Here is a 19,290-nt window from a genome sequence, read left to right as displayed (position 1 = left end):
GACCAAGGAGCTGCATGTCCCCCGTGGATATCACCCCGGAGTCCAACCCGTTGCGGGTTGACTCCGACCGACGACTCAACCGAATCGCCGGACCCAGCGGTCTCATCATCTTCGGCGTGACAGGTGACCTGTCACGCAAGAAGCTGATGCCGGCCGTGTACGACCTCGCCAACCGCGGACTGCTTCCCCCCGGTTTCTCCCTCGTCGGGTTCGCCCGTCGTGACTGGGAGGACCAGGACTTCATGGAAGTCGTCCACGAATCGGTGAAGCAGTACGCCAGAACCGAATTCAAGGAAGACGTCTGGAACCAGCTCGCACAGGGCATCCGGTTCGTCCCGGGTGAATTCGGTGACGACGCTGCGTTCGAGAAGCTGAAGGAGACCGTCGAGGAGCTCGACCGGGACCGTGGAACGATGGGCAACCACGCGTTCTACCTCTCGATCCCGCCGAAGGCGTTCCCCCAGGTCACCGAGCAGCTGCGCCGCTCCGGGCTCGCAGAGCCCGAAGACGGCCAGTGGCGTCGTGTGGTCATCGAGAAGCCGTTCGGAAGCGACCTGAAGACGGCGCGCGAGCTGAACGACATCGTCCAGTCCGTGTTCCCGTCCGACTCGATCTTCCGCATCGACCACTACCTCGGCAAGGAGACCGTCCAGAACATCCTGGCGCTCCGCTTCGCGAACCAGCTCTACGAGCCCATCTGGAACGCGAACTACGTCGACCACGTGCAGATCACGATGGCCGAGGACATCGGCGTCGGCGGTCGTGCCGGCTACTACGACGGCATCGGCGCAGCCCGCGACGTCATCCAGAACCACCTCCTGCAGCTCCTGGCGTTGACCGCCATGGAGGAGCCCATCTCGTTCGACGCCGCGGACCTCCGCGCGGAGAAGGAGAAGGTCCTCGCAGCTGTGCGGCTCCCGGCCGACCTCAGCGCCTCAACGGCTCGCGGTCAGTACGCCGGCGGCTGGCAGGGCGGCGAGCAGGTGACCGGCTTCCTCGACGAGGACGGCATGGACCCCGAGTCCAAGACGGAGACGTTCGCGGCCATGCGCCTCGACATCGGTACCCGTCGCTGGGCCGGTGTTCCGTTCTACCTGCGTGCCGGCAAGCGTCTCGGCCGCCGTGTGACCGAGATCGCCGTGGTGTTCAAGCGCGCCCCGCAGTACCTCTTCGCGGAGAGCCAGACGTCCGCCCTCGGCCAGAACGCACTCGTCATCCGCGTGCAGCCGGACGAAGGCGTGACCATCCGGTTCGGTTCGAAGGTTCCCGGCGCAGGCACGCAGGTGCGCGACGTGACGATGGACTTCGGGTACGGACACGCCTTCACCGAGGCGAGCCCGGAGGCCTACGAGCGTCTCATCCTCGACGTGCTGCTCGGCGACCCGCCGTTGTTCCCGCGTCACGAGGAGGTCGAACTCTCCTGGAAGATCCTCGACCCGATCGAAGAGTACTGGTCTGCCCAGCAGACCCCGTTGGAGCAGTACGCTCCCGGCACCTGGGGCCCGGATTCCGCCGACGCCCTGATGGCCCGCGACGGACGCACTTGGAGGCGACCATGATCGTAGATCTGCCAGACACCACCACGAGCAAGGTCTCGAAGGCGCTCGTCACCATCCGTGAAGACGGTGGAGCGGTCGCCCTCGGACGTGTGCTCACGCTCGTCATCTCCACTGCGCTCGGTGCAGAGGAAGAAGCGATCGAGGCCGCGAACGAGGCGTCGCGCGAGCACCCCATGCGGGTCATCGTGCTGTCGACCGACACGACCGGCACTGCCGGCCAGGTCGGCGACCGACTCGACGCCCAGATCCGGGTCGGCGGAGACGCCGGTGCGAGCGAGGTCGTCATCCTCCGCGCGTACGGCGCGGTCGCGGACAACGAGGAGAGCCTCGTCACCGGCCTCCTCCTGCCCGATGCCCCCGTCGTCGCCTGGTGGCCGGCCGAGGCGCCTGCGCGCGTCTCCACGTCGCCCATCGGTCGCATCGCACAGCGTCGCATCACGGACGCGTCGTCGCACTCGAACACCCACGAGGCGCTTCGGGCGCTGTCGGAGAACTACGCTCCCGGCGACACCGACTTCGCGTGGACCCGTCTGACGCTGTGGCGTGCACAGCTCGCCGCCGTGCTCGACCAGCCGCCGTACGAGCAGGTCACCGCCATCCAGGTGTCCGGTGCTGCCGATTCGCCGTCGACCGAGCTCCTCGCCGCCTGGCTGCAGCTCCAGCTGCAGGTCTCGGTGACGCACGAGCTCACGATGGCGCACGGATCGAGCGGCATCCACGGTGTCCGACTGAGTCGTGCCTCCGGGGACGTCGTCCTCGAACGCCCGGTGCCGGACATCGCGACGCTCATCCAGCCGGGTCAGCCGACGCACGACCTGTCGCTCCCCCGCCGCAGTCTCCGCGACTGCCTCGCGGAGGAACTGCGGACGCTGGACCCCGACACACTGTACGGCCAGGTCATCACCGAGGGCGTCCTCGGCCTCGGTGAGCCGGTCACCCTGCGAGCAAGGACGAGCTGATGGCAAACGAACGACGTGTACTCGTCTACCCCGACCGCGATCAGCTGACCTCGGCTGTTGCGAAGCGTTTCCTCTCCAGGACGCGTGAGCTGCTCGAAGGGCAAGACGTGGTGCACGTCGTTCTCACGGGCGGCACCGTCGGCATCGGCTCCCTCGCAGCGGTCGCCGCTTCGAAGGACCTCGCCAAGGTGGACTTCTCACGAGTCCACTTCTGGTGGGGCGATGAACGATGGGTCGCCCGTGACTCCGCCGATCGCAACGAGGTCCAGGCGCGTGAAGCGCTCCTCGACGCGCTCGACGTCCCGGCAGCCAACATCCATGCCTTCGCGGCGTCGGATGAGGGTGTCGAGCTCGACGATGCTGCCGTGCAGTATGCGGAGGAGCTGCGTTCCCACGCTCCGGAGGGGCAGGATCTCCCACGCTTCGACATCACGTTCCTCGGCGTCGGTCCTGACGGCCACATCGCGTCGCTCTTCCCTGAGCGTCGCGAGATCACCGTCACCGATGCGACGGTCGTGTCCGTGCGCAACTCCCCCAAGCCGCCGCCTGAGCGTCTCAGCCTGACCCGTGGGGCGATCAACTCGTCCGTGCGGGTGTGGCTCGTGATGTCGGGCGACGACAAGGCGTCCGCACTCGGCCTGACCCTCGCCGGTGCGAGCTTCAATGAGGTTCCCGCCGCCGGCGCCAAGGGGCGCAAGCGCACGGTGTTCTTCGTGGATCAGGCTGCCGCAGCAGAGGTCCCCGACTCGCTCATCCTGCCGGAGTACTAGACCGCGCAGCTGGTCGACACATGCAGAAGAGGCCGTTCCCGGTTGGGAACGGCCTCTTCTGCATGCGTTTGTGGTGCGGCTACGCCTTCTTCGCCGCGGTGCCGCGACGTGCGCGAAGCTGCTGGAGCGCCTCTTCGAGGAGCTGTTCGGCTTCCTCCTCCGTACGACGTTCCTTCACGTAGGCGAGGTGGGTCTTGTACGGTTCGAGCTTGGAGACCTCAGGCGGGTTCTCCTTGTCGCGACCGGCCGGCAGACCGGACGTCGGGCAGTCGATCGTCTCGGGGATCTCCTCCGCCGGCACGTTGGCCGCGAAGTAGCGGACGGTCTCGTTGCCGAGGGCGTCCCAGTAGGACACGGCGACGCGGTCTGCGTGGTAGCCGTGGTCCTGTTCTCCCATGGGTCCTGCGCCGACGCGCGAACCCCGGATGGCGCTTCCGCCAGATGCCATGGTGTCTTCCTTCTGTGCTGTTGCCTGTACTGCTGCCTGGTCGGCCCGACTGGTCGGACCGAGGGCTCAGGACGCGGTGAACTTGGTGAGGAGACCGATCACAACGATGCAGGTTCCCCACGTGAGACCGAGGATGACGGTGAATCGGTTCAGGTTCCGCTCTGCAACACCGGAAGAACCGAGGTTGCTTGACATCCCGCCGCCGAACATGTCGGACAGACCGCCGCCACGACCTTTGTGCAGCAGGATCAGGAAGGTGAGCAGGAGGCTGGTGATGCCGAGCAGCACCTGCAAGATGACCTGGAGAATCTCCACGTGGGACCTTTCAATTCGCGTTCAGAGAGGCTGAACCGTCGTCAAGTATACCGTGCGACCCCAACGGAGCCGTGCTCTCCGAGCATCGGCTCCGTCGGTGTCGCGTCGATCCGCTCGGATCGCGGTGATCGGTGGTGCGTTTTACAGTCCGACGTGCTTGTCGAAGCGTGCGATGCCGGCGAACTCGTCCGCCTGCAGGCTCGCTCCGCCGACGAGGGCGCCGTCGACGTCTGGCTGCTTCATAAAGCCGGCGATGTTGACCGCCTTGACCGAGCCGCCGTAGAGGATGCGGGTCTTCTGGGCGACGTCGTCGCCGAGGAGCTCTGCGATCGCTGCACGCAGGGCCTGCGCGACCTGCTGCGCCTGCTCTGGCGTCGCCGCCTGTCCGGAGCCGATGGCCCAGACGGGCTCGTACGCGACGACGATGTCCGCCGCCGTGTCGACGCCCTCGAGCGCTGCCTTCAGCTGAGCGACGGGAACGGCGCTCGGGCCGTGCGTCTCGAGGTCCTCTGCGGTCTCGCCGATGCAGATGATCGGAACGAGGCCGTGACGGATCGCCGCCTTGACCTTCGCTGCGACGACCTCGTCGGTCTCGTTGTGCAGCGTGCGCCGCTCCGAGTGTCCGACGAGCACGTAGGTGCACTCGAGCTTGGCGAGGAACGCGCCGGAGATCTCGCCGGTGTACGCGCCGGAGTCGTGCTGCGACAGATCCTGGGCGCCGAAGCGCAGCTGGAGTTTGTCTGCCGAGACCAGGGTCTGCACCGAACGGAGGTCGGTGAACGGCGGGAACACGGCGACCTCAGCGGCCGCGTAGTCGTGCTTCGCGTCCTTGAGCGTCCAGTCGAGCTTCTGCACGAGGGCGATCGCCTGGAAGTGGTCCAGGTTCAACTTCCAGTTGCCGGCGATGAGCGGAACCCGCCCGTGCCGTGCGCCTACTACTGCCATCCGAGGACCTCCAGTCCAGGCAGACGCTTCCCCTCGAGGAATTCGAGGCTCGCGCCGCCACCGGTTGAGATGTGGCCGAACTGGCCATCGGTGAAGCCGAGTGCTCGCACCGCTGCTGCTGAGTCTCCACCGCCGACGACGCTGAGTCCGTCGGTGTGGGTGAGTGCTTCTGCGACGGTCTTCGTGCCTGCCGCGAACGGCGCGAGCTCGAAGACGCCCATGGGGCCGTTCCAGAAGACGGTCTTGGAGTCCCGCACGATGGCGGCGAACGCCTCCGCGGTCTCCGGGCCGATGTCCAGTCCGAGACCGGATGCGCCGAACGGGGTGTCCTCGATGGCGTCGGCAGCACGGATGACGTGCTCGGCGTCCGCACCGAACTTGGAGGCGACGACGACGTCGGTCGGGAGGACGATCTTGACGCCCAGCTCCTCGGCCTTCGCGAGGTAGCCGAGAACGGTGTCGATCTGGTCGGCTTCGAGCAGGCTCGACGCCACCTTGTGGCCCTTGGCGGCGAGGAACGTGAAGAGCATGCCTCCGCCGATGAGGAGCGAGTCCACGCGCGGCAGGAGGTGGCCGATGACACCGAGCTTGTCGGAGACCTTCGAACCGCCGAGGACGACCGTGTACGGACGTTCCGGGTTCTCCGTCAGGCGGTCGAGGACCTCGAGTTCCTTCGCGATGAGCAGACCCGCGGCGCTCGGCAGCAAGCTCTCCAGCTCGTAGACGCTCGCCTGCTTGCGGTGCACAACACCGAAGCCGTCCGACACGACGACGTCGCCGAATGCGGCGAGCTTCGCGGCGAAGGCGGAACGCTCATCGGCGTCCTTGCTCGTCTCCCCCGGGTTGAAGCGGAGATTCTCCAGCAGGACGACGTCGCCATCCTCAAGCGCGGCGACGGCGTCCGTCGCAGCACTGCCGACGGTGTCGGCGGCGAACGTGACGGGCTTGCCGAGCAGCTCGCTCAGACGCTGGGCGACGGGCGCGAGGCTGTACTTCGCGTCCGGGGTGCCCTCAGGGCGTCCGAGGTGGGAGACGATGACCACACGGGCGCCCTGGTTGATGAGGGCGTTCAGGGTGGGGAGTGCCGCGCGCACGCGGCCGTCGTCGGTGATGACGCCGTCCTTCAGGGGGACGTTCAAGTCAAGACGGACAACGGCGCGCTTGCTCGCGAGCGAACCGAGTGATTCGAGCGTGCGAAGTGCCATAACCTCTTCTGTCTTCAGATGGTGTGTGGATGAAGCGTGATCTGGGGTGAAACTGAGTCAGGCGCACTGAACTCGGTTCAGTGCGCCTGACTCATGCAGCGGTGACTTACAGTCGGTCGGCGACGTATTCCGTCAGGTCGACGAGACGGTTGGAGTAGCCCCACTCGTTGTCGTACCACGAAGCGACCTTGACCTGCGAGCCGATGACCTTGGTGAGGCCGGCGTCGAAGATCGAGGAGTGCGGGTCGGTGACGATGTCGCTGGAGACGATCGGGTCCTCGGTGTACTTGAGGATGCCCTTGAGGGGACCCTCGGCGGCAGCCTTGTACGCGGCGTTGATCTCTTCGACCGTCGCGGGCTTCGTGAGCTCGACGGTGAGGTCGGTGATCGAGCCGGTCGGGACCGGAACGCGCAGTGCGTAGCCGTCGAGCTTGCCGACGAGCTCGGGGATGACGAGGCCGAGCGCCTTGGCGGCACCGGTCGACGTCGGGATGATGTTGACGGCAGCTGCACGTGCACGACGGAGGTCGCTGTGCGGGCCGTCCTGCAGGTTCTGGTCTGCCGTGTAGGCGTGGACCGTGGTCATAAGGCCACGCTCGATGCCGAAGTTGTCGAGCAGGACCTTGGCGAGCGGCGCGAGGCAGTTCGTGGTGCAGGACGCGTTGGAGATGATGTCGTGCGACGCTGCGTCGTACGTGTCCTCGTTGACGCCGAGGACGATGGTCGCGACGTCGCTGCCCGTTGCGGGAGCGGAGACGAGGACCTTCTTGGCGCCGGCTGCGATGTGCTTGCGAGCGTCTTCCGACTTCGTGAAGCGACCGGTGGACTCGATGACGATGTCGACACCCAGCTCGCCCCAGGGGAGGTTCGCGGGGTCGCGCTCCTCGAGCACGATGATGGGCTTGCCGTTGACGATGATCTTGTCACCGTCGAGCTCGACCGTCGCGTCCAGGCGACCCGTGATGGAGTCGTACTTCAGCAGGTGAGCGAGTGCCTTGTTGTCGGTGAGGTCGTTGACCGCGACGATCTCGAGGTCGCTGCCCTTGGCGAGGGCGGCGCGGAAGAAGTTGCGGCCGATGCGGCCGAAGCCGTTGATACCGATCTTTACGGACACAGATGACTCCTGATACTGGGGCGCGATGGCGCAGTTGTACGGATGCTCGAATGAGCGGGGTAGGTCGTCCCGGGCACGGGGCCCGGGACAACCCTGTCGCTTAAGACAGTACCAGCAGGCCGCCGGTCTTTTCGCGTGCTGCTTCGAAGCGAGCCTGGACGTCGGCCCAGTTCACGATGTTCCAGAACGCCTTGACGTAGTCGGCGCGGACGTTCTTGTAGTCGAGGTAGTACGCGTGCTCCCACACGTCGAGGAGGAGGAGCGGAACGGTGCCGGCCGGGAAGTTGCCCTGCTGGTCGAAGAACTGCTGGATGTTGATCCGCTGACCGAGGGTGTCCCAGGTGAGCGCCGCCCAGCCGGAACCCTGCACGCCGAGCGCTGCCGCCGTGAAGTGGGCCTGGAACTTGTCGAAGTTGCCGAAGTACTCGTCGACCGCTGCCTCGAGCTCACCGGTGGGCTTGTCGCCGCCGTCCGGGGAGAGGTTGTTCCACCAGATGGTGTGGTTGACGTGTCCGCCGAGGTTGAAGGCGAGGTCCTTCTCGAGCTTGTTCACGTTCGCGAAGTCGTTCGTGTCGCGTGCTTCAGCAAGCTTGTCGAGGGCCGTGTTCGCGCCGGCGACGTACGCCGCGTGGTGCTTGTCGTGGTGCAGTTCCGTGATCGCAGCGCTGATGTGCGGTTCCAGCGAGCTGTAGTCGTACGGAAGTTCGGGCAGGGTGTAAACAGCCATTCGTGTGATCTCCTCGAATCGTCCCGCGCGCAGTCTGCACGCGGCTCTGAGCGTCGGGCCCAGTCTACTGAAGCCAACTGGCGGCGCCCCCGGGTTCTTCCGGAGATGACGAATGGCTACACTTCGTCGATCCGATGTTCACCTGATGTTGCGCCGCCAGGCCGGCTACTCGTCGAAGTCGGCCGGGAGGTTCGCGTCGGTGCCCGGGATTCCGAGGTCCGTCGCGTGCTTGTCAGCCATCGCGAGCAGGCGGCGGATGCGGCCGGCGATCGCGTCCTTGGTCATCGGCGGGTCCGCGAAGTGGCCGAGCTCGTCGAGGCTGGCTTCGCGGTGGTCGAGGCGGAGCGCGCCCGCGTACCGCAGGTGCTCCGGAACCTCGTCGCCGAGGATCTCGAGGGCGCGCTCGACCCGTGCGCACGCGGCGACGGCCGCCTGCGCCGAACGACGCAGGTTGGCGTCGTCGAAGTTGACCAGGCGGTTCGCGGTCGCGCGGACCTCCTTGCGCTGCCGCATCTCCTCCCAGGACGTGACGGTGCCCGTCGCGCCCATCGCGGTCAGCATGCCGCTGATCGCATCGCCCTCGCGGATGACGACGCGGTGGATGCCGCGCACCTCCCGTGCCTTCGCGGGGATGCCGATGCGGCCCGCAGCGCCGACGAGCGCCATCGCGGACTCGTTGCCGGGGCAGACGACGTCGAGCGACGCGGAGCGACCAGGGTCGGTGAGTGAACCCGTTGCGAGGAATGCCCCGCGCCACACGGCGGCGAGTTCATCGCGCGAGCCGGTGGTCAGACGGTTGGGAAGGCCGCGGACGGCGCGACGACGGGCATCGAGCAGACCGGTCTGGCGTGCAAGCGTCTCCCCGCCTTCGATGACGCGGACGACGAACAGCGCAGCCTTGCCGGACGTGCCGGGGTTCTGCACGAGGATCTCGCTCCGGATGCCGTAGAGCTCCCCGATGTCGCGGCGGACACGCTGGGCGAGCGCCGGGCTGTCGAGCTCGGCTTCGATCGCGACGCGGCCGGAGATGGTGTGCAGGCCGCCGGAGAATCGCAGCAGGGAGGCGAGTTCTGCCGCCCTGACCTGGTTGCGGGTTTCGCGGACGAGCGCCAGTTCGTTTTTGACGTCGGCGGTGAGGGCCACGTGGGTTCCTATCTGTTGATGCGGGGGCTGCGGACGCGGTCTGCGTCTATTCGCGCCCCAGGTCGCGGTGTCTGACATGCACGGCGACGCCGGACACCGTCCTGAGACGGTCGGCAAGCTGAATGGCCACGGCGACGGAGCGGTGTTTCCCGCCCGTGCAGCCGACGGCGATGGTGGCGTGACGCTTGTTCTCGCGCTGATATCCAGCGAGGACGGGTTCGAGCGCGCGTGCATACGCTTCGATGAACTCCTCGGCGCCCGGTTGGGACAGCACGTAGTCGCTCACTGCTGCGTCTTGGCCGGTGAGCGCTCGCAACTCCGGCACCCAGAACGGGTTCGGGAGGAAGCGCATGTCGGCCACGAGGTCCGCGTCGGCCGGAAGGCCGTACTTGAACCCGAAGCTGAGGACGGTGACCTGCACACCGGGCGTCTCTGCGCCGGCGAACAACTCCCGTGTGGTGGTGGCGAGCTGGTGGATGTTCAGCTCGCTCGTGTCGATGATGACGTCGCTGGACTCGCGGATGTCGTTGAGCCTCGCCCGCTCCGCCACGATGCCGTCGAGGATCGTGCCCTCGCCCTGCAGCGGGTGCGGGCGGCGCACGGCTTCGAAGCGACGCACGAGTGCCGCATCGGTCGCTTCGAGGAAGATCATCCGGAGGTGCGTGCCGCTGCGGAGCGCCGGAACGATCTCCTGGAGTTCGCTGAAGAAGTCACGGCCGCGCACGTCGACGACGGCCGCGATGCGGGGCAGTCGGGAGCCCGCGCGTTCCGCGAGTTCAACGAGCGGACGGAGCATCTGCGGTGGCAGGTTGTCCACCACATACCAGTCGAGGTCCTCGAGTGCGTTCGCCACCGTGGAACGCCCTGCTCCGGACATGCCGGTGACGATCAGCACTTCCTGCTGGTGCTGCTGCTGGCCGGGGCTCATCGACACACTTTCAACTCGGTGGATGGTGAGCCTCAAGCCTATCGAGAGTTCAGGGTTTCGTGGACGGTCCCGGCGAGCTTGGGGCCGATGCCCTTGACCTCCGCGATGGCCTCGGGCGTCGAGTCCTTGAGCTTGGCGACGGAGCCGAAGTGTTTGAGCAGTTCGCGCACCTTCGCCGGCCCGAGCCCTGGGATCTCCGCGAGGACGCTGGAGATGTCGCGCTTGCGCTTCTGGCGCTGGAACGTGATCGCGAAGCGGTGCGCCTCGTCGCGAACGCGTTGCAGCAGGAACAGCGCTTCGCTGCCACGAGGGAGGATCACCGGGTACGGGTCCTCCGGCAGCCAGATCTCCTCCAGACGCTTCGCGAGGCCGCAGAGCGTGATCCCGGTCAACCCGGACTCTTCGAGCGCCCTCGCGGCGGCTGCGACCTGCGGCTGGCCGCCGTCGACGATGAGGAGTTGCGGCGGGTAGGTGAACTTCCGGCGCTTGCGCTCCCCCGTCGTCTCGTCGATCGTCTCGACGGGTTCGGCTGAGGTGAGGTGCGCGAGTCGTCGGGTGATGACCTGGTAGATCGAATCGGTGTCGTCCGTGGACTCCGCGACGCTGAAGCGTCGGTACTCGTCCTTGCGGGAGAGGCCGTCCTCGAACACGACCATCGAAGCGACGATGTTGGTCCCGCTCAGATGGGAGACGTCGTAGCACTCGATGCGCAGCGGCGCCTCCGGCATGCCGAGCGCGTCCCTGATGTCTTCGAGCGCCTGCGTGCGTGCGACGAAGTCGGAGCTCCGACGGGTCTTGTAGAGCATCAACGCCTGCTTCGCGTTGACGACGGCCGTCTCCATCAGCGTCGCCTTCTCACCGCGCTGGGCGATGCGGACCTTGACCTTCGATCCACGTCGTTCCGCGAGCCACGCTTCGAGACCTTCTGCATCCTCTGGAAGCTCTGGGACGAGGACCTCGCGGGGGACGTCGATGCCCGATGCCGTGTCGTAGACGCGCTGGATGACCCCGTCGACGAGGTCGGCCGTGGACATGTCGAGTTCCTTGTCGACCGTCCAGGAGCGGACACCGCGGATTCGGCCGCCCCGCACGATGAACTGCTGCACGGATGCCGCCAACTCGTCGTGTTCGATGCCGAACAGGTCGGCGTCGACGCCGTCGCGGAGGACGACCGTGCTCTTCTGGAGCACCTGCTCGAGCGCCTGGAGCTGGTCGCGGTACGTTGCTGCGCTCTCGTAGTCCTGGCGCTCCGCCGCCGCTCGCATCTCGGCCATGATGCGTGAGGTGAAGCGCTTGTCGTTGCCGGCCATGAACGAAACGAAGTCGTCGACGATCGCGCGATGCTCCTCGATCGTGACCTTGCCGGAGCACGGACCGCCGCATCGGCCGATCTGCCCAGGGAAGCATGGCTTGCCTGTCGTCATGGCGCGCTTGTAGCTCGAATCGGAGCAGGTGCGGATGGGGAACACCTTGATCATGAGGTCGACGGTGTCGTGGACGGCCCAGATCTTCGGGTACGGCCCGAAATACTTGGCGCCCTTCATCCGCGTGTTGCGGGTCACGACGACCCGTGGCGCTTCGTCGCCGAGCGTGATGGCGAGGTACGGGTAGGTCTTGTCGTCGCGGAACTTGACGTTGAACGGCGGATCGAACTCCTTGATCCAGGTGTACTCGAGCTGGAGCGCCTCGACATCGCTGCCGACCGTGGTCCACTCGACGCCGGTCGCGGTGGTCACCATGCGCCTCGTGCGCTCGTGGAGCGAGTGCAACGGTGCGAAGTAGTTGCTCAGGCGCGCGCGGAGGTTCTTCGCCTTGCCGACGTACAGCACCCGACCTGCGTCGTCACTGAAGCGATACACGCCCGGGAGGGTCGGGATCTCCCCCGCCTTCGGCCGGTACGACAGACCGCTTCCGCGTTGAACGGCCGGCACGTCAGCCCGCCTTGCGGCTGTCGCCGGCCTCAGCCTCGAAGACCTCGCGCAGGAAGACGCCGGTGTGGCTCTGCGTGACCGTGGCCAGGTGTTCCGGGGTGCCGGTCGCGAGCACCTTGCCGCCGCCTGCACCGCCCTCCGGCCCCATGTCGATCAGCCAGTCGGCGGTCTTGATGACGTCGAGGTTGTGTTCGATCACGATGACCGTGTTGCCCTTGTCGACCAGGCTGCCGAGCACGAGGAGGAGCTTGCGCACGTCCTCGAAGTGCAGACCGGTCGTCGGCTCGTCCAGAACATAGATGCTCCGGCCGTTGCTCCGGCGCTGCAGTTCCGTTGCGAGCTTGACGCGCTGGGCCTCACCGCCGGAGAGCGTGGTGGCGCTCTGGCCGAGACGGACGTATCCGAGGCCGACCTCGACGAGCGTCTTCAGGAACCGGTGGATCGAGGAGATCGGTTCGAAGAAGTCCGCAGCCTCGGCGATGGGCATGTCGAGCACCTCTGCGATGTTCTTGCCCTTGTAGTGGATGGTGAGGGTGTCGCGGTTGTAACGCGCGCCTCCGCAGACCTCGCAGGCCACGTAGACGTCCGGCAGGAAGTTCATCTCGATCTTGATCGTGCCGTCGCCGGAGCACGCCTCGCAGCGGCCTCCCTTGACGTTGAAGCTGAACCTGCCGGGGAGGTAGCCGCGGACCTTGGCCTCTGACGTCTCGGAGAACAGGGTGCGGATGCGATCGAACACACCCGTGTAGGTGGCCGGGTTCGACCGGGGTGTGCGTCCGATGGGCGCCTGATCGACGTGCACGACCTTGTCGAGCAGTTCGAGACCGGTGACTCGCGTGTGCTTGCCAGGGACCTTGCGGGCGCCGTTGAGCTTGTTGGCGAGCACACGGTACAGGACGTCGTTCACGAGGGACGACTTGCCTGACCCGCTCACACCGGTGACAGCCGTGAGCACACCGAGTGGGAAGTCGACGTTCACCTTGCGCAGGTTGTTCGCGGCGGCGCCGACGACCCGGATCTGACGCTCGGGGTCGATGGGACGACGCTTCTCCGGCGTCTCGATGGCCTTGCGGCCCGACAGGTAGTCGCCCGTGAGCGACTCCGTGTTGGCCAGGAGCTGTTCGAACGACCCCGAGTGGACGACCTTGCCGCCGTTGACGCCGGCGCCAGGCCCGATGTCGACGATCCAGTCCGCCGTACGGATGGTGTCCTCATCGTGTTCGACCACGATGAGCGTGTTGCCGAGGTCGCGAAGTGCAACGAGCGTCTCGATGAGACGGCGGTTGTCTCGCTGGTGCAGGCCGATGCTCGGCTCGTCGAGGACGTAGAGCACACCCGTCAGACCGGAACCGATCTGCGTGGCGAGGCGGATGCGCTGCGCCTCGCCGCCGGACAGCGACCCGGCGGAACGGGCGAGGTCGAGGTAGTTGAGCCCGACCTGGATCAGGAAGTCGAGCCGCACCTTGATCTCGCGCAGGACCTGCGCCGCGATGTGTGCTTCCCGATCGGACAGCTCCAGCTTGTCCATAAACGCGCGGGCGTCGGACAGGCTGAGCAGTGCGACGTCGGCGATGCTGTGCTCGTGGATGAGGACCGAGAGGACCTCCGGCTTCAGCCGCTTGCCCTCGCACACCTGGCAGGGCACCTCGCGGAGGTACTCTGACCAGCGAACACGCTGGGAGTCGGAGTCCGCCTCCATGTACTGGCGTTCGATGTACGGGATCACGCCTTCGAAACCGGACGAGTAGCTCATGTCGCGACCGAACCGGTTGCGCCACTTGACCGTGACCTTGAAGTTGTTGCCGCGGAGCACCGCTTCCTGCACGTTCTTGGGGAGGTCGCGCCAGGGTGTGCTGAGCGAGAACTCGAGATCGCGGGCGAGGCCCTCGAGGAGCTTCTCGTAGTACTGGTACAGCCCCTTGCCCTGTGTGGTCCAGGGGATGATGACGCCCTCGTTGATGCTCAGCTCCTCGTCGCCGAGGAGCAGCTCGGAGTCGACCGACATCCTGGTTCCCAGACCGGAGCACTCCGGGCAGGCGCCGAAGGGCGCGTTGAACGAGAACGTCCGCGGCTCGATCTCGGTCAGTTGCAACGGGTGGTTGTTCGGGCAGGACAGCTTCTCCGAGAACGTGCGCCATGCATCGTCTCCTTCACCGTCGACGAAGTTGATCTTGACGAGTCCGTCGGTGAGGTTGAGCGCCGTCTCCAGCGAGTCAGTCAGGCGGCCGAGGATCTCCGGTCCGGCGACGAGGCGGTCCACCACAACCGCGATGTCGTGTTTGACCTGCTTCTTGAGCGTGGGGGGTTCGGTGAGCTGGATCTGCTCGCCGTCGACGATGGCGCGGGCGAAACCCTTCGCGGAGAGCTCGCTGAAGAGGTCGACGAACTCCCCCTTCTTCTGGCTCACGACCGGCGCGACGATCTGATACCGGGTCTTGTCATCCAGCTCCATCAGCTGGTCGGCGATCTGCTGCACGGTCTGGCGCTGGATGACCTCGCCGCACACGGGACAGTGCGGGACGCCGATGCGCGCCCAGAGCAGACGCATGTAGTCGTACACCTCGGTGATGGTGCCGACCGTGGAGCGGGGGTTGCGGTTGGTGGACTTCTGGTCGATGGAGACCGCCGGGCTGAGGCCCTCGATGAAGTCGACGTCCGGGCGGTCGACCTGGCCGAGGAACTGCCTCGCGTATGCGGACAGCGATTCGACATACCGGCGCTGTCCCTCGGCGAAGATGGTGTCGAACGCGAGCGATGACTTGCCCGAGCCGGAGAGGCCCGTGAACACGACAAGCGAGTCGCGTGGGATCTCGAGGTTCACGTTCTGCAGGTTGTGCACGCGGGCACCTTGAACGCTGAGTTTGGAGTGGGAATCTACCTTCGCAACTGACACCCTACGAGTGTACGCAGCGCCACCGACACTGGATCACCCAGGGCTGTGCCGAGAGCGAAGTTATGCCGTGAATCGTCCGGTGCCGCATCCGGATCGTCCCAGGCGATTTCTCTCCGACGGCTGGATCCATCCACGCGCTTCGGAGCGACAATGGAACATGGACGGATTCGACCGGGCGAGGTCAGAGATGGTCGACGAGCAGCTTCGTGCTCGCGGCATCACCGATGAGCGTGTGCTCTCCGCCATGGGCGAGGTGCCCCGCCACGAGTTCGTTCCGGCTGCGTTGATCCGCGACGCGTATTCGGACCACCCGCTCCCCATCGGAGACGGCCAGACCATCTCGCAGCCCTACGTCGTGGCGTTGATGCTCGAGTCCGCGCAGATCGGACCGGATGACGTGGTCCTGGACATCGGAACGGGCTCCGGGTATGCAGCGGCCGTCATCGCGAGGCTCGCTCGCCGTGTCGTCAGCGTCGAGCGGATCCCCGCCCTCGCGGAATCGGCGCGCGATCGACTCGGGTCTCCAACGGTCTCGAACGTGACCGTCCTCGACGGCGACGGTCGCCTCGGCGCGCCAGCGGAGGCGCCGTTCGACGTCATCGTCGTCGCGGCGGCCACGCCGTCGATCTCGGATGCCTGGCGGGACCAGCTGCGTCCGGGCGGGCGGCTCGTCGCGCCGATCGGACGTCCGAGCTACGGGCAGACGCTCACCTGCTGTGTCAAGCGACCAGACGGTGCGCTCGACTGCAGTGCGCTCGGCGGCGTCGCCTTCGTACCGCTCATCGGAGGGTGACCCTCTGCGGCGGATCCCCTAGATGTGGCCGGCCTTCGACATCTGCCGGAGCTCCTGCTTGAGTTCGGCGACCTCGTCCCGGAGGCGCCCGGCCAGTTCGAACTTGAGCTCGGCCGCGGCCGCGAGCATCTGGGCGTTGAGGTCCGCGATGATCGACTCGATGTCGTTCGCCCCCTCGGCTGCAATGCCCTCCCGCCGCAGGTTCGGAGTCGGGCTCTTCTTGGACTTGTCGCGTCCCGCCAGGAGTTCCGCCGTGTCGGCTCCCTCACGCGCGAGCGCTTCGGTGATGTCGGCGATCCGCTTGCGCAGCGGCTGCGGGTCGATGCCGCGTTCGAGGTTGTACGCGACCTGCTTCTCCCGCCGCCGGTCGGTCTCTTCGATGGCGCGCTTCATGGAGTCGGTGAGGACGTCTGCGTACATGTGGACCTCGCCGGACACGTTTCGCGCGGCGCGACCGATGGTCTGGATGAGGGACGTGGACGATCGCAGGAAGCCTTCCTTGTCCGCATCGAGGATCGCGACGAGCGACACCTCAGGCAGGTCGAGACCCTCTCGGAGCAGGTTGATGCCGATGAGGACGTCGTACACACCGGCCCGCAGCTCGCTCAGCAGTTCCACTCGGCGCAGGGTGTCGACGTCGGAGTGCAAGTACCGCACCCGCACGCCGGCCTCCGTCAGGAAGTCGGTCAGCTCCTCCGCCATCTTCTTGGTGAGGGTGGTCACCAGGACGCGTTCGTCGCGCTTGGCACGCTGGCGGATCTCTTCGAGGAGGTCGTCGATCTGGCCGGTGGACGGCTTCACGATGATGGCAGGGTCGACGAGGCCGGTCGGGCGGATGATCTGCTCGACGATGCCGTCGGCGATGCCCATCTCGTACTTGCCGGGGGTCGCGGAGAGGTAGACCGTCTGTCCGACGCGGTTCTTGAACTCGTCCCAGCGGAGCGGACGGTTGTCCATGGCGCTCGGCAGACGGAACCCGTGCTCGACGAGGGTGCGCTTGCGGGACGCGTCGCCCTCGAACATGGCGCCGATCTGCGGCACCGTGACGTGCGACTCGTCGATGACGGTCAGGAAGTCGTCCGGGAAGTAGTCGAGGAGGCAGTTGGGCGCCTCCCCCGGGTTCCGGCCGTCGATGTGCCTGGAGTAGTTCTCGATGCCCGAGCAGAACCCGATCTGTTGCATCATCTCGAGGTCGAAGGTGGTGCGCATGCGCAGGCGTTGCGCTTCGAGGAGCTTCCCCTCGCGCTCGAGGTCCTGGAGGCGTTCTGCGAGCTCCTCCTGGATGGTGCCGATGGCGCGCTGGATGGTCTGCGGGCTGGCGGCGTAGTGCGATGCGGGGAACACCGATACGGCGTCGAGCTTCTTGACCACGTCTCCTGTGAGCGGGTGGAGCGCGTACAGCGCCTCGATCTCGTCGCCGAAGAACTCGATGCGGATGGCGAGTTCCTCGTAGACCGGGATGATCTCGATGGTGTCGCCGCGCACCCGGAAGTTGCCGCGGGAGAAGTCGACGTCGTTGCGGTTGTACTGCATGCCGACGAACTTGCGGATGAGGCGGTCGCGACCGATCTCCTGGCCGACCTGCAAGGCCGCCATGGCCTCCAGGTACTCCTCCGCTGCACCGAGGCCGTAGATGCACGACACCGTGGAGACGACGATGACGTCGCGCCGGCTGAGCAGCGAGTTGGTCGTCGAGTGGCGGAGTCGCTCCACCTCGGCGTTGATCGACGAGTCCTTCTCGATGAAGGTGTCGGTCTGCGGGACGTACGCCTCCGGCTGGTAGTAGTCGTAGTAGGAGACGAAGTACTCGACCGCGTTGTTTGGCATCAACTCGCGGAACTCGTTCGCGAGCTGCGCCGCGAGGGTCTTGTTGTGCGCGAGCACGAGCGTTGGACGCTGCACCGCTTCGACGAGCCAGGCCGTCGTGGCCGACTTGCCGGTACCGGTGGCGCCGAGCAGCACGACGTCGGTCTCACCGGCGTTGATGCGACCGGTCAGCTCGGCGATCGCCTTCGGCTGGTCGCCGCTCGGCTCGTAGTCGCTGATGACCTCGAACGGACGAACGGAGCGTGTGGGTTCCATGCTCCAATCCTAGGTATCCCCACCGACATCGCCCCCGCTACCCTCTGCCGAAGGGTCGCGAACTGCGGGTGTTCGCCGACAGCACCCGCAGATTGCGACCCCTCGGCAGAAGGTCAGGAGCTGGCGCGGGATGCTGCGCGTGCGGAATCCCAGATGCGGTCGACCTGGGAGAGCGTGTGCTCCATCGTCCCACCGGTGTCGACGACGTCGTCCGCCACCGCCAGGCGCTGCTCGTCGGTCGCCTGGGCGCCGATCCTCCTGGCGGCCTCCCCCGCATCCAGTCCGCGGATCTCGGTCAGCCGGGAGAGGCGGACGGCCTCCGGCGCAGACGCGACGACCACACGGTCGAACTCGTCCGCGCGCCCCGTCTCCACAAGCAGCGGGACGTCGTAGACGACGACCGCGCCCGGGACGAGCGAGGCGGCATCGATGAGCTCCCTGGAGCGGCGTTTGACCGCCGGATGGACGATCGCGTTCAGATCGGCGAGAGCGGTCTCATCGGTGAACACGATGGACCCGAGCCGCTGCCTGGCGAGCGAACCATCGGCCGCGAGCACGTCCGGCCCGAATCGTTCGATGATCGCCTGCAGCCCGGGTGTCCCCGGTTCGACGACCTCGCGGGAGATGACGTCGGCGTCGATCACCACGGCTCCCAACTCGGCGAGGCGACGGGCGATGGTCGATTTGCCTGAGGCGATGCCGCCCGTGAGGCCGATCAAGTACATGACTCAAGCCTAGCCGCGCGCAGTCCTCGAGCGGCCGTCGTTACCATGGAGCACGGGTCATCGATCGATCCGGCCGTGGTCGACCCGCCGAGGAGGCGCCATGCTCGAAGTCCTGACCGGTGCAGGCCTCGCCGCCGCGGCCGGAGTCAACGCGTACATCCCGCTGCTCGTGCTGGGGCTCATCGGCCGCTTCACAGATCTGATCACGCTGCCTGCCGGCTGGACCTGGCTGGAGAATCCGTGGGTGCTCGGGATCCTCGGCTTCCTGCTGGTGCTCGACGTCGTCGCGGACAAGATCCCGGCCGTCGACTCCCTCAACGACGTCGTCCAGACGGTGATCAGACCGACTGCCGGAGGCATCGCCTTCGGCTCCGGTTTCGGAGCCGAGACCGTCGCGGTCCAAGACCCGTCAGTCGCGCTCGACAACGGCCAATGGGTCCCGATCGTCGCAGGCGTGGTCATCGCGCTGATCATCCACCTGCTGAAGATGGGGGTGCGTCCGGTCGCCAATGCCGCGACCGCCGGTTTCGCCGCCCCAGTCCTCAGCATCGCGGAGGATGTCGGGAGCCTCTTCGCGTCGATTCTCGCGCTCGTCGTCCCGGTGCTCGTCGTCCTCGTCGCCGTGACGCTCGCAATCCTCGGTTGGCGCGTCCTCCGCAAGCGGCGGCGTCGGCTCGCGAACCCCGCCTGAGGCAGACGCAGCACCTGCCCCACACGCAGAAGAGGGCCGCCCGAAGGCGACCCTCTTCAGTG

The 19,290-nt window shown here is 66.6% G+C and carries 17 protein-coding genes; 5 read left to right on the top strand and 12 right to left on the bottom strand.

The window, feature by feature from the left end:
• The first annotated feature begins 14 nt into the window (after positions 1-14).
• Genes zwf through pgl form a run of 3 tightly spaced genes read left to right on the top strand, consistent with a single transcriptional unit; the run spans position 15 to position 3,288 of the window.
• Complete coding sequence (gene zwf / locus ACL9RL_RS12020; RefSeq protein ID WP_422780490.1) at positions 15-1,559, top strand: glucose-6-phosphate dehydrogenase; 1,545 nt, start codon at positions 15-17, stop codon at positions 1,557-1,559.
• Positions 1,556-2,518 (top strand): glucose-6-phosphate dehydrogenase assembly protein OpcA, encoded by a 963-nt coding sequence (locus tag ACL9RL_RS12015; protein ID WP_422780489.1) that lies wholly within the window; start codon positions 1,556-1,558, stop codon positions 2,516-2,518. The genes zwf and ACL9RL_RS12015 overlap by 4 nt, the downstream gene beginning before the upstream one ends.
• Positions 2,518-3,288: a 6-phosphogluconolactonase gene (gene pgl, locus ACL9RL_RS12010; RefSeq protein ID WP_422780488.1), complete on the top strand. Its 771-nt coding sequence runs from the start codon at positions 2,518-2,520 to the stop codon at positions 3,286-3,288. The genes ACL9RL_RS12015 and pgl overlap by 1 nt, the downstream gene beginning before the upstream one ends.
• 79 nt (positions 3,289-3,367) lie before the next feature.
• Here pgl and ACL9RL_RS12005 read toward each other — a convergent pair whose 3' ends face one another.
• The 10 genes from ACL9RL_RS12005 to uvrA all read right to left on the bottom strand — a co-directional run bounded on the left by ACL9RL_RS12005 (position 3,368) and on the right by uvrA (position 14,937).
• The gene (locus ACL9RL_RS12005) at positions 3,368-3,736 is read right to left on the bottom strand and encodes an RNA polymerase-binding protein RbpA (RefSeq protein ID WP_422780487.1); all 369 of its coding nucleotides are present in this window, start codon (positions 3,734-3,736) and stop codon (positions 3,368-3,370) included.
• A 66-nt stretch (positions 3,737-3,802) separates the two neighbouring features.
• On the bottom strand, positions 3,803-4,051 hold the full coding sequence (gene secG, locus ACL9RL_RS12000; RefSeq protein WP_422780486.1) for a preprotein translocase subunit SecG: 249 nt from the start codon (positions 4,049-4,051) through the stop codon (positions 3,803-3,805).
• A gap of 141 nt (positions 4,052-4,192) precedes the next feature.
• Positions 4,193-4,996, bottom strand: a complete 804-nt coding sequence (tpiA, locus tag ACL9RL_RS11995; protein WP_422780485.1) for a triose-phosphate isomerase — start codon at positions 4,994-4,996, stop codon at positions 4,193-4,195.
• Positions 4,987-6,201, bottom strand: a complete 1,215-nt coding sequence (locus tag ACL9RL_RS11990; RefSeq protein WP_422780484.1) for a phosphoglycerate kinase — start codon at positions 6,199-6,201, stop codon at positions 4,987-4,989. The genes tpiA and ACL9RL_RS11990 overlap by 10 nt, the downstream gene beginning before the upstream one ends.
• 106 nt (positions 6,202-6,307) lie before the next feature.
• Positions 6,308-7,315 (bottom strand): type I glyceraldehyde-3-phosphate dehydrogenase, encoded by a 1,008-nt coding sequence (gene gap / locus ACL9RL_RS11985; protein WP_422780483.1) that lies wholly within the window; start codon positions 7,313-7,315, stop codon positions 6,308-6,310.
• A 100-nt stretch (positions 7,316-7,415) separates the two neighbouring features.
• Entirely contained in the window at positions 7,416-8,042 is a 627-nt protein-coding gene (locus ACL9RL_RS11980) for a superoxide dismutase (RefSeq protein WP_422780482.1), read from the bottom strand.
• 165 nt (positions 8,043-8,207) lie between these two features.
• A complete protein-coding gene (gene whiA, locus ACL9RL_RS11975; protein WP_422780481.1) occupies positions 8,208-9,185 on the bottom strand; it encodes a DNA-binding protein WhiA in 978 nt (325 codons plus the stop codon).
• A 46-nt stretch (positions 9,186-9,231) separates the two neighbouring features.
• Positions 9,232-10,113 carry an RNase adapter RapZ gene (gene rapZ, locus ACL9RL_RS11970; RefSeq protein ID WP_422780480.1) on the bottom strand — a complete coding sequence of 294 codons (882 nt, stop codon included), beginning with the start codon at positions 10,111-10,113 and terminating at the stop codon, positions 9,232-9,234.
• Positions 10,114-10,151: 38 nt separating this feature from the next.
• A complete protein-coding gene (uvrC, locus tag ACL9RL_RS11965) occupies positions 10,152-12,044 on the bottom strand; it encodes an excinuclease ABC subunit UvrC (protein ID WP_422780479.1) in 1,893 nt (630 codons plus the stop codon).
• A gap of 1 nt (position 12,045) precedes the next feature.
• A complete protein-coding gene (gene uvrA, locus ACL9RL_RS11960) occupies positions 12,046-14,937 on the bottom strand; it encodes an excinuclease ABC subunit UvrA (RefSeq protein WP_422780478.1) in 2,892 nt (963 codons plus the stop codon).
• A gap of 157 nt (positions 14,938-15,094) precedes the next feature.
• On the opposite strand from uvrA, the gene ACL9RL_RS11955 reads away from it, so the two are divergent.
• The gene (locus ACL9RL_RS11955; protein WP_422780477.1) at positions 15,095-15,730 is read left to right on the top strand and encodes a protein-L-isoaspartate(D-aspartate) O-methyltransferase; all 636 of its coding nucleotides are present in this window, start codon (positions 15,095-15,097) and stop codon (positions 15,728-15,730) included.
• An 18-nt stretch (positions 15,731-15,748) separates the two neighbouring features.
• Here the strand turns inward: ACL9RL_RS11955 and uvrB are convergent, their stop codons facing one another.
• Both uvrB and coaE read right to left on the bottom strand, forming a co-directional pair.
• Positions 15,749-17,812: an excinuclease ABC subunit UvrB gene (gene uvrB, locus ACL9RL_RS11950; protein WP_422780476.1), complete on the bottom strand. Its 2,064-nt coding sequence runs from the start codon at positions 17,810-17,812 to the stop codon at positions 15,749-15,751.
• A 113-nt stretch (positions 17,813-17,925) separates the two neighbouring features.
• Positions 17,926-18,537 (bottom strand): dephospho-CoA kinase, encoded by a 612-nt coding sequence (gene coaE, locus ACL9RL_RS11945; protein WP_422780475.1) that lies wholly within the window; start codon positions 18,535-18,537, stop codon positions 17,926-17,928.
• A gap of 100 nt (positions 18,538-18,637) precedes the next feature.
• Between coaE and ACL9RL_RS11940 the strand changes: the two genes are divergently transcribed.
• Positions 18,638-19,228 carry a DUF4126 domain-containing protein gene (locus ACL9RL_RS11940; RefSeq protein ID WP_422780474.1) on the top strand — a complete coding sequence of 197 codons (591 nt, stop codon included), beginning with the start codon at positions 18,638-18,640 and terminating at the stop codon, positions 19,226-19,228.
• Positions 19,229-19,290: the final 62 nt, after the last annotated feature.

This window comes from Plantibacter sp. Mn2098 (genome assembly GCF_049319745.1).
GTDB lineage: Bacteria > Actinomycetota > Actinomycetes > Actinomycetales > Microbacteriaceae > Plantibacter.
This window is presented reverse-complemented; position numbering and strand designations above follow the sequence as displayed.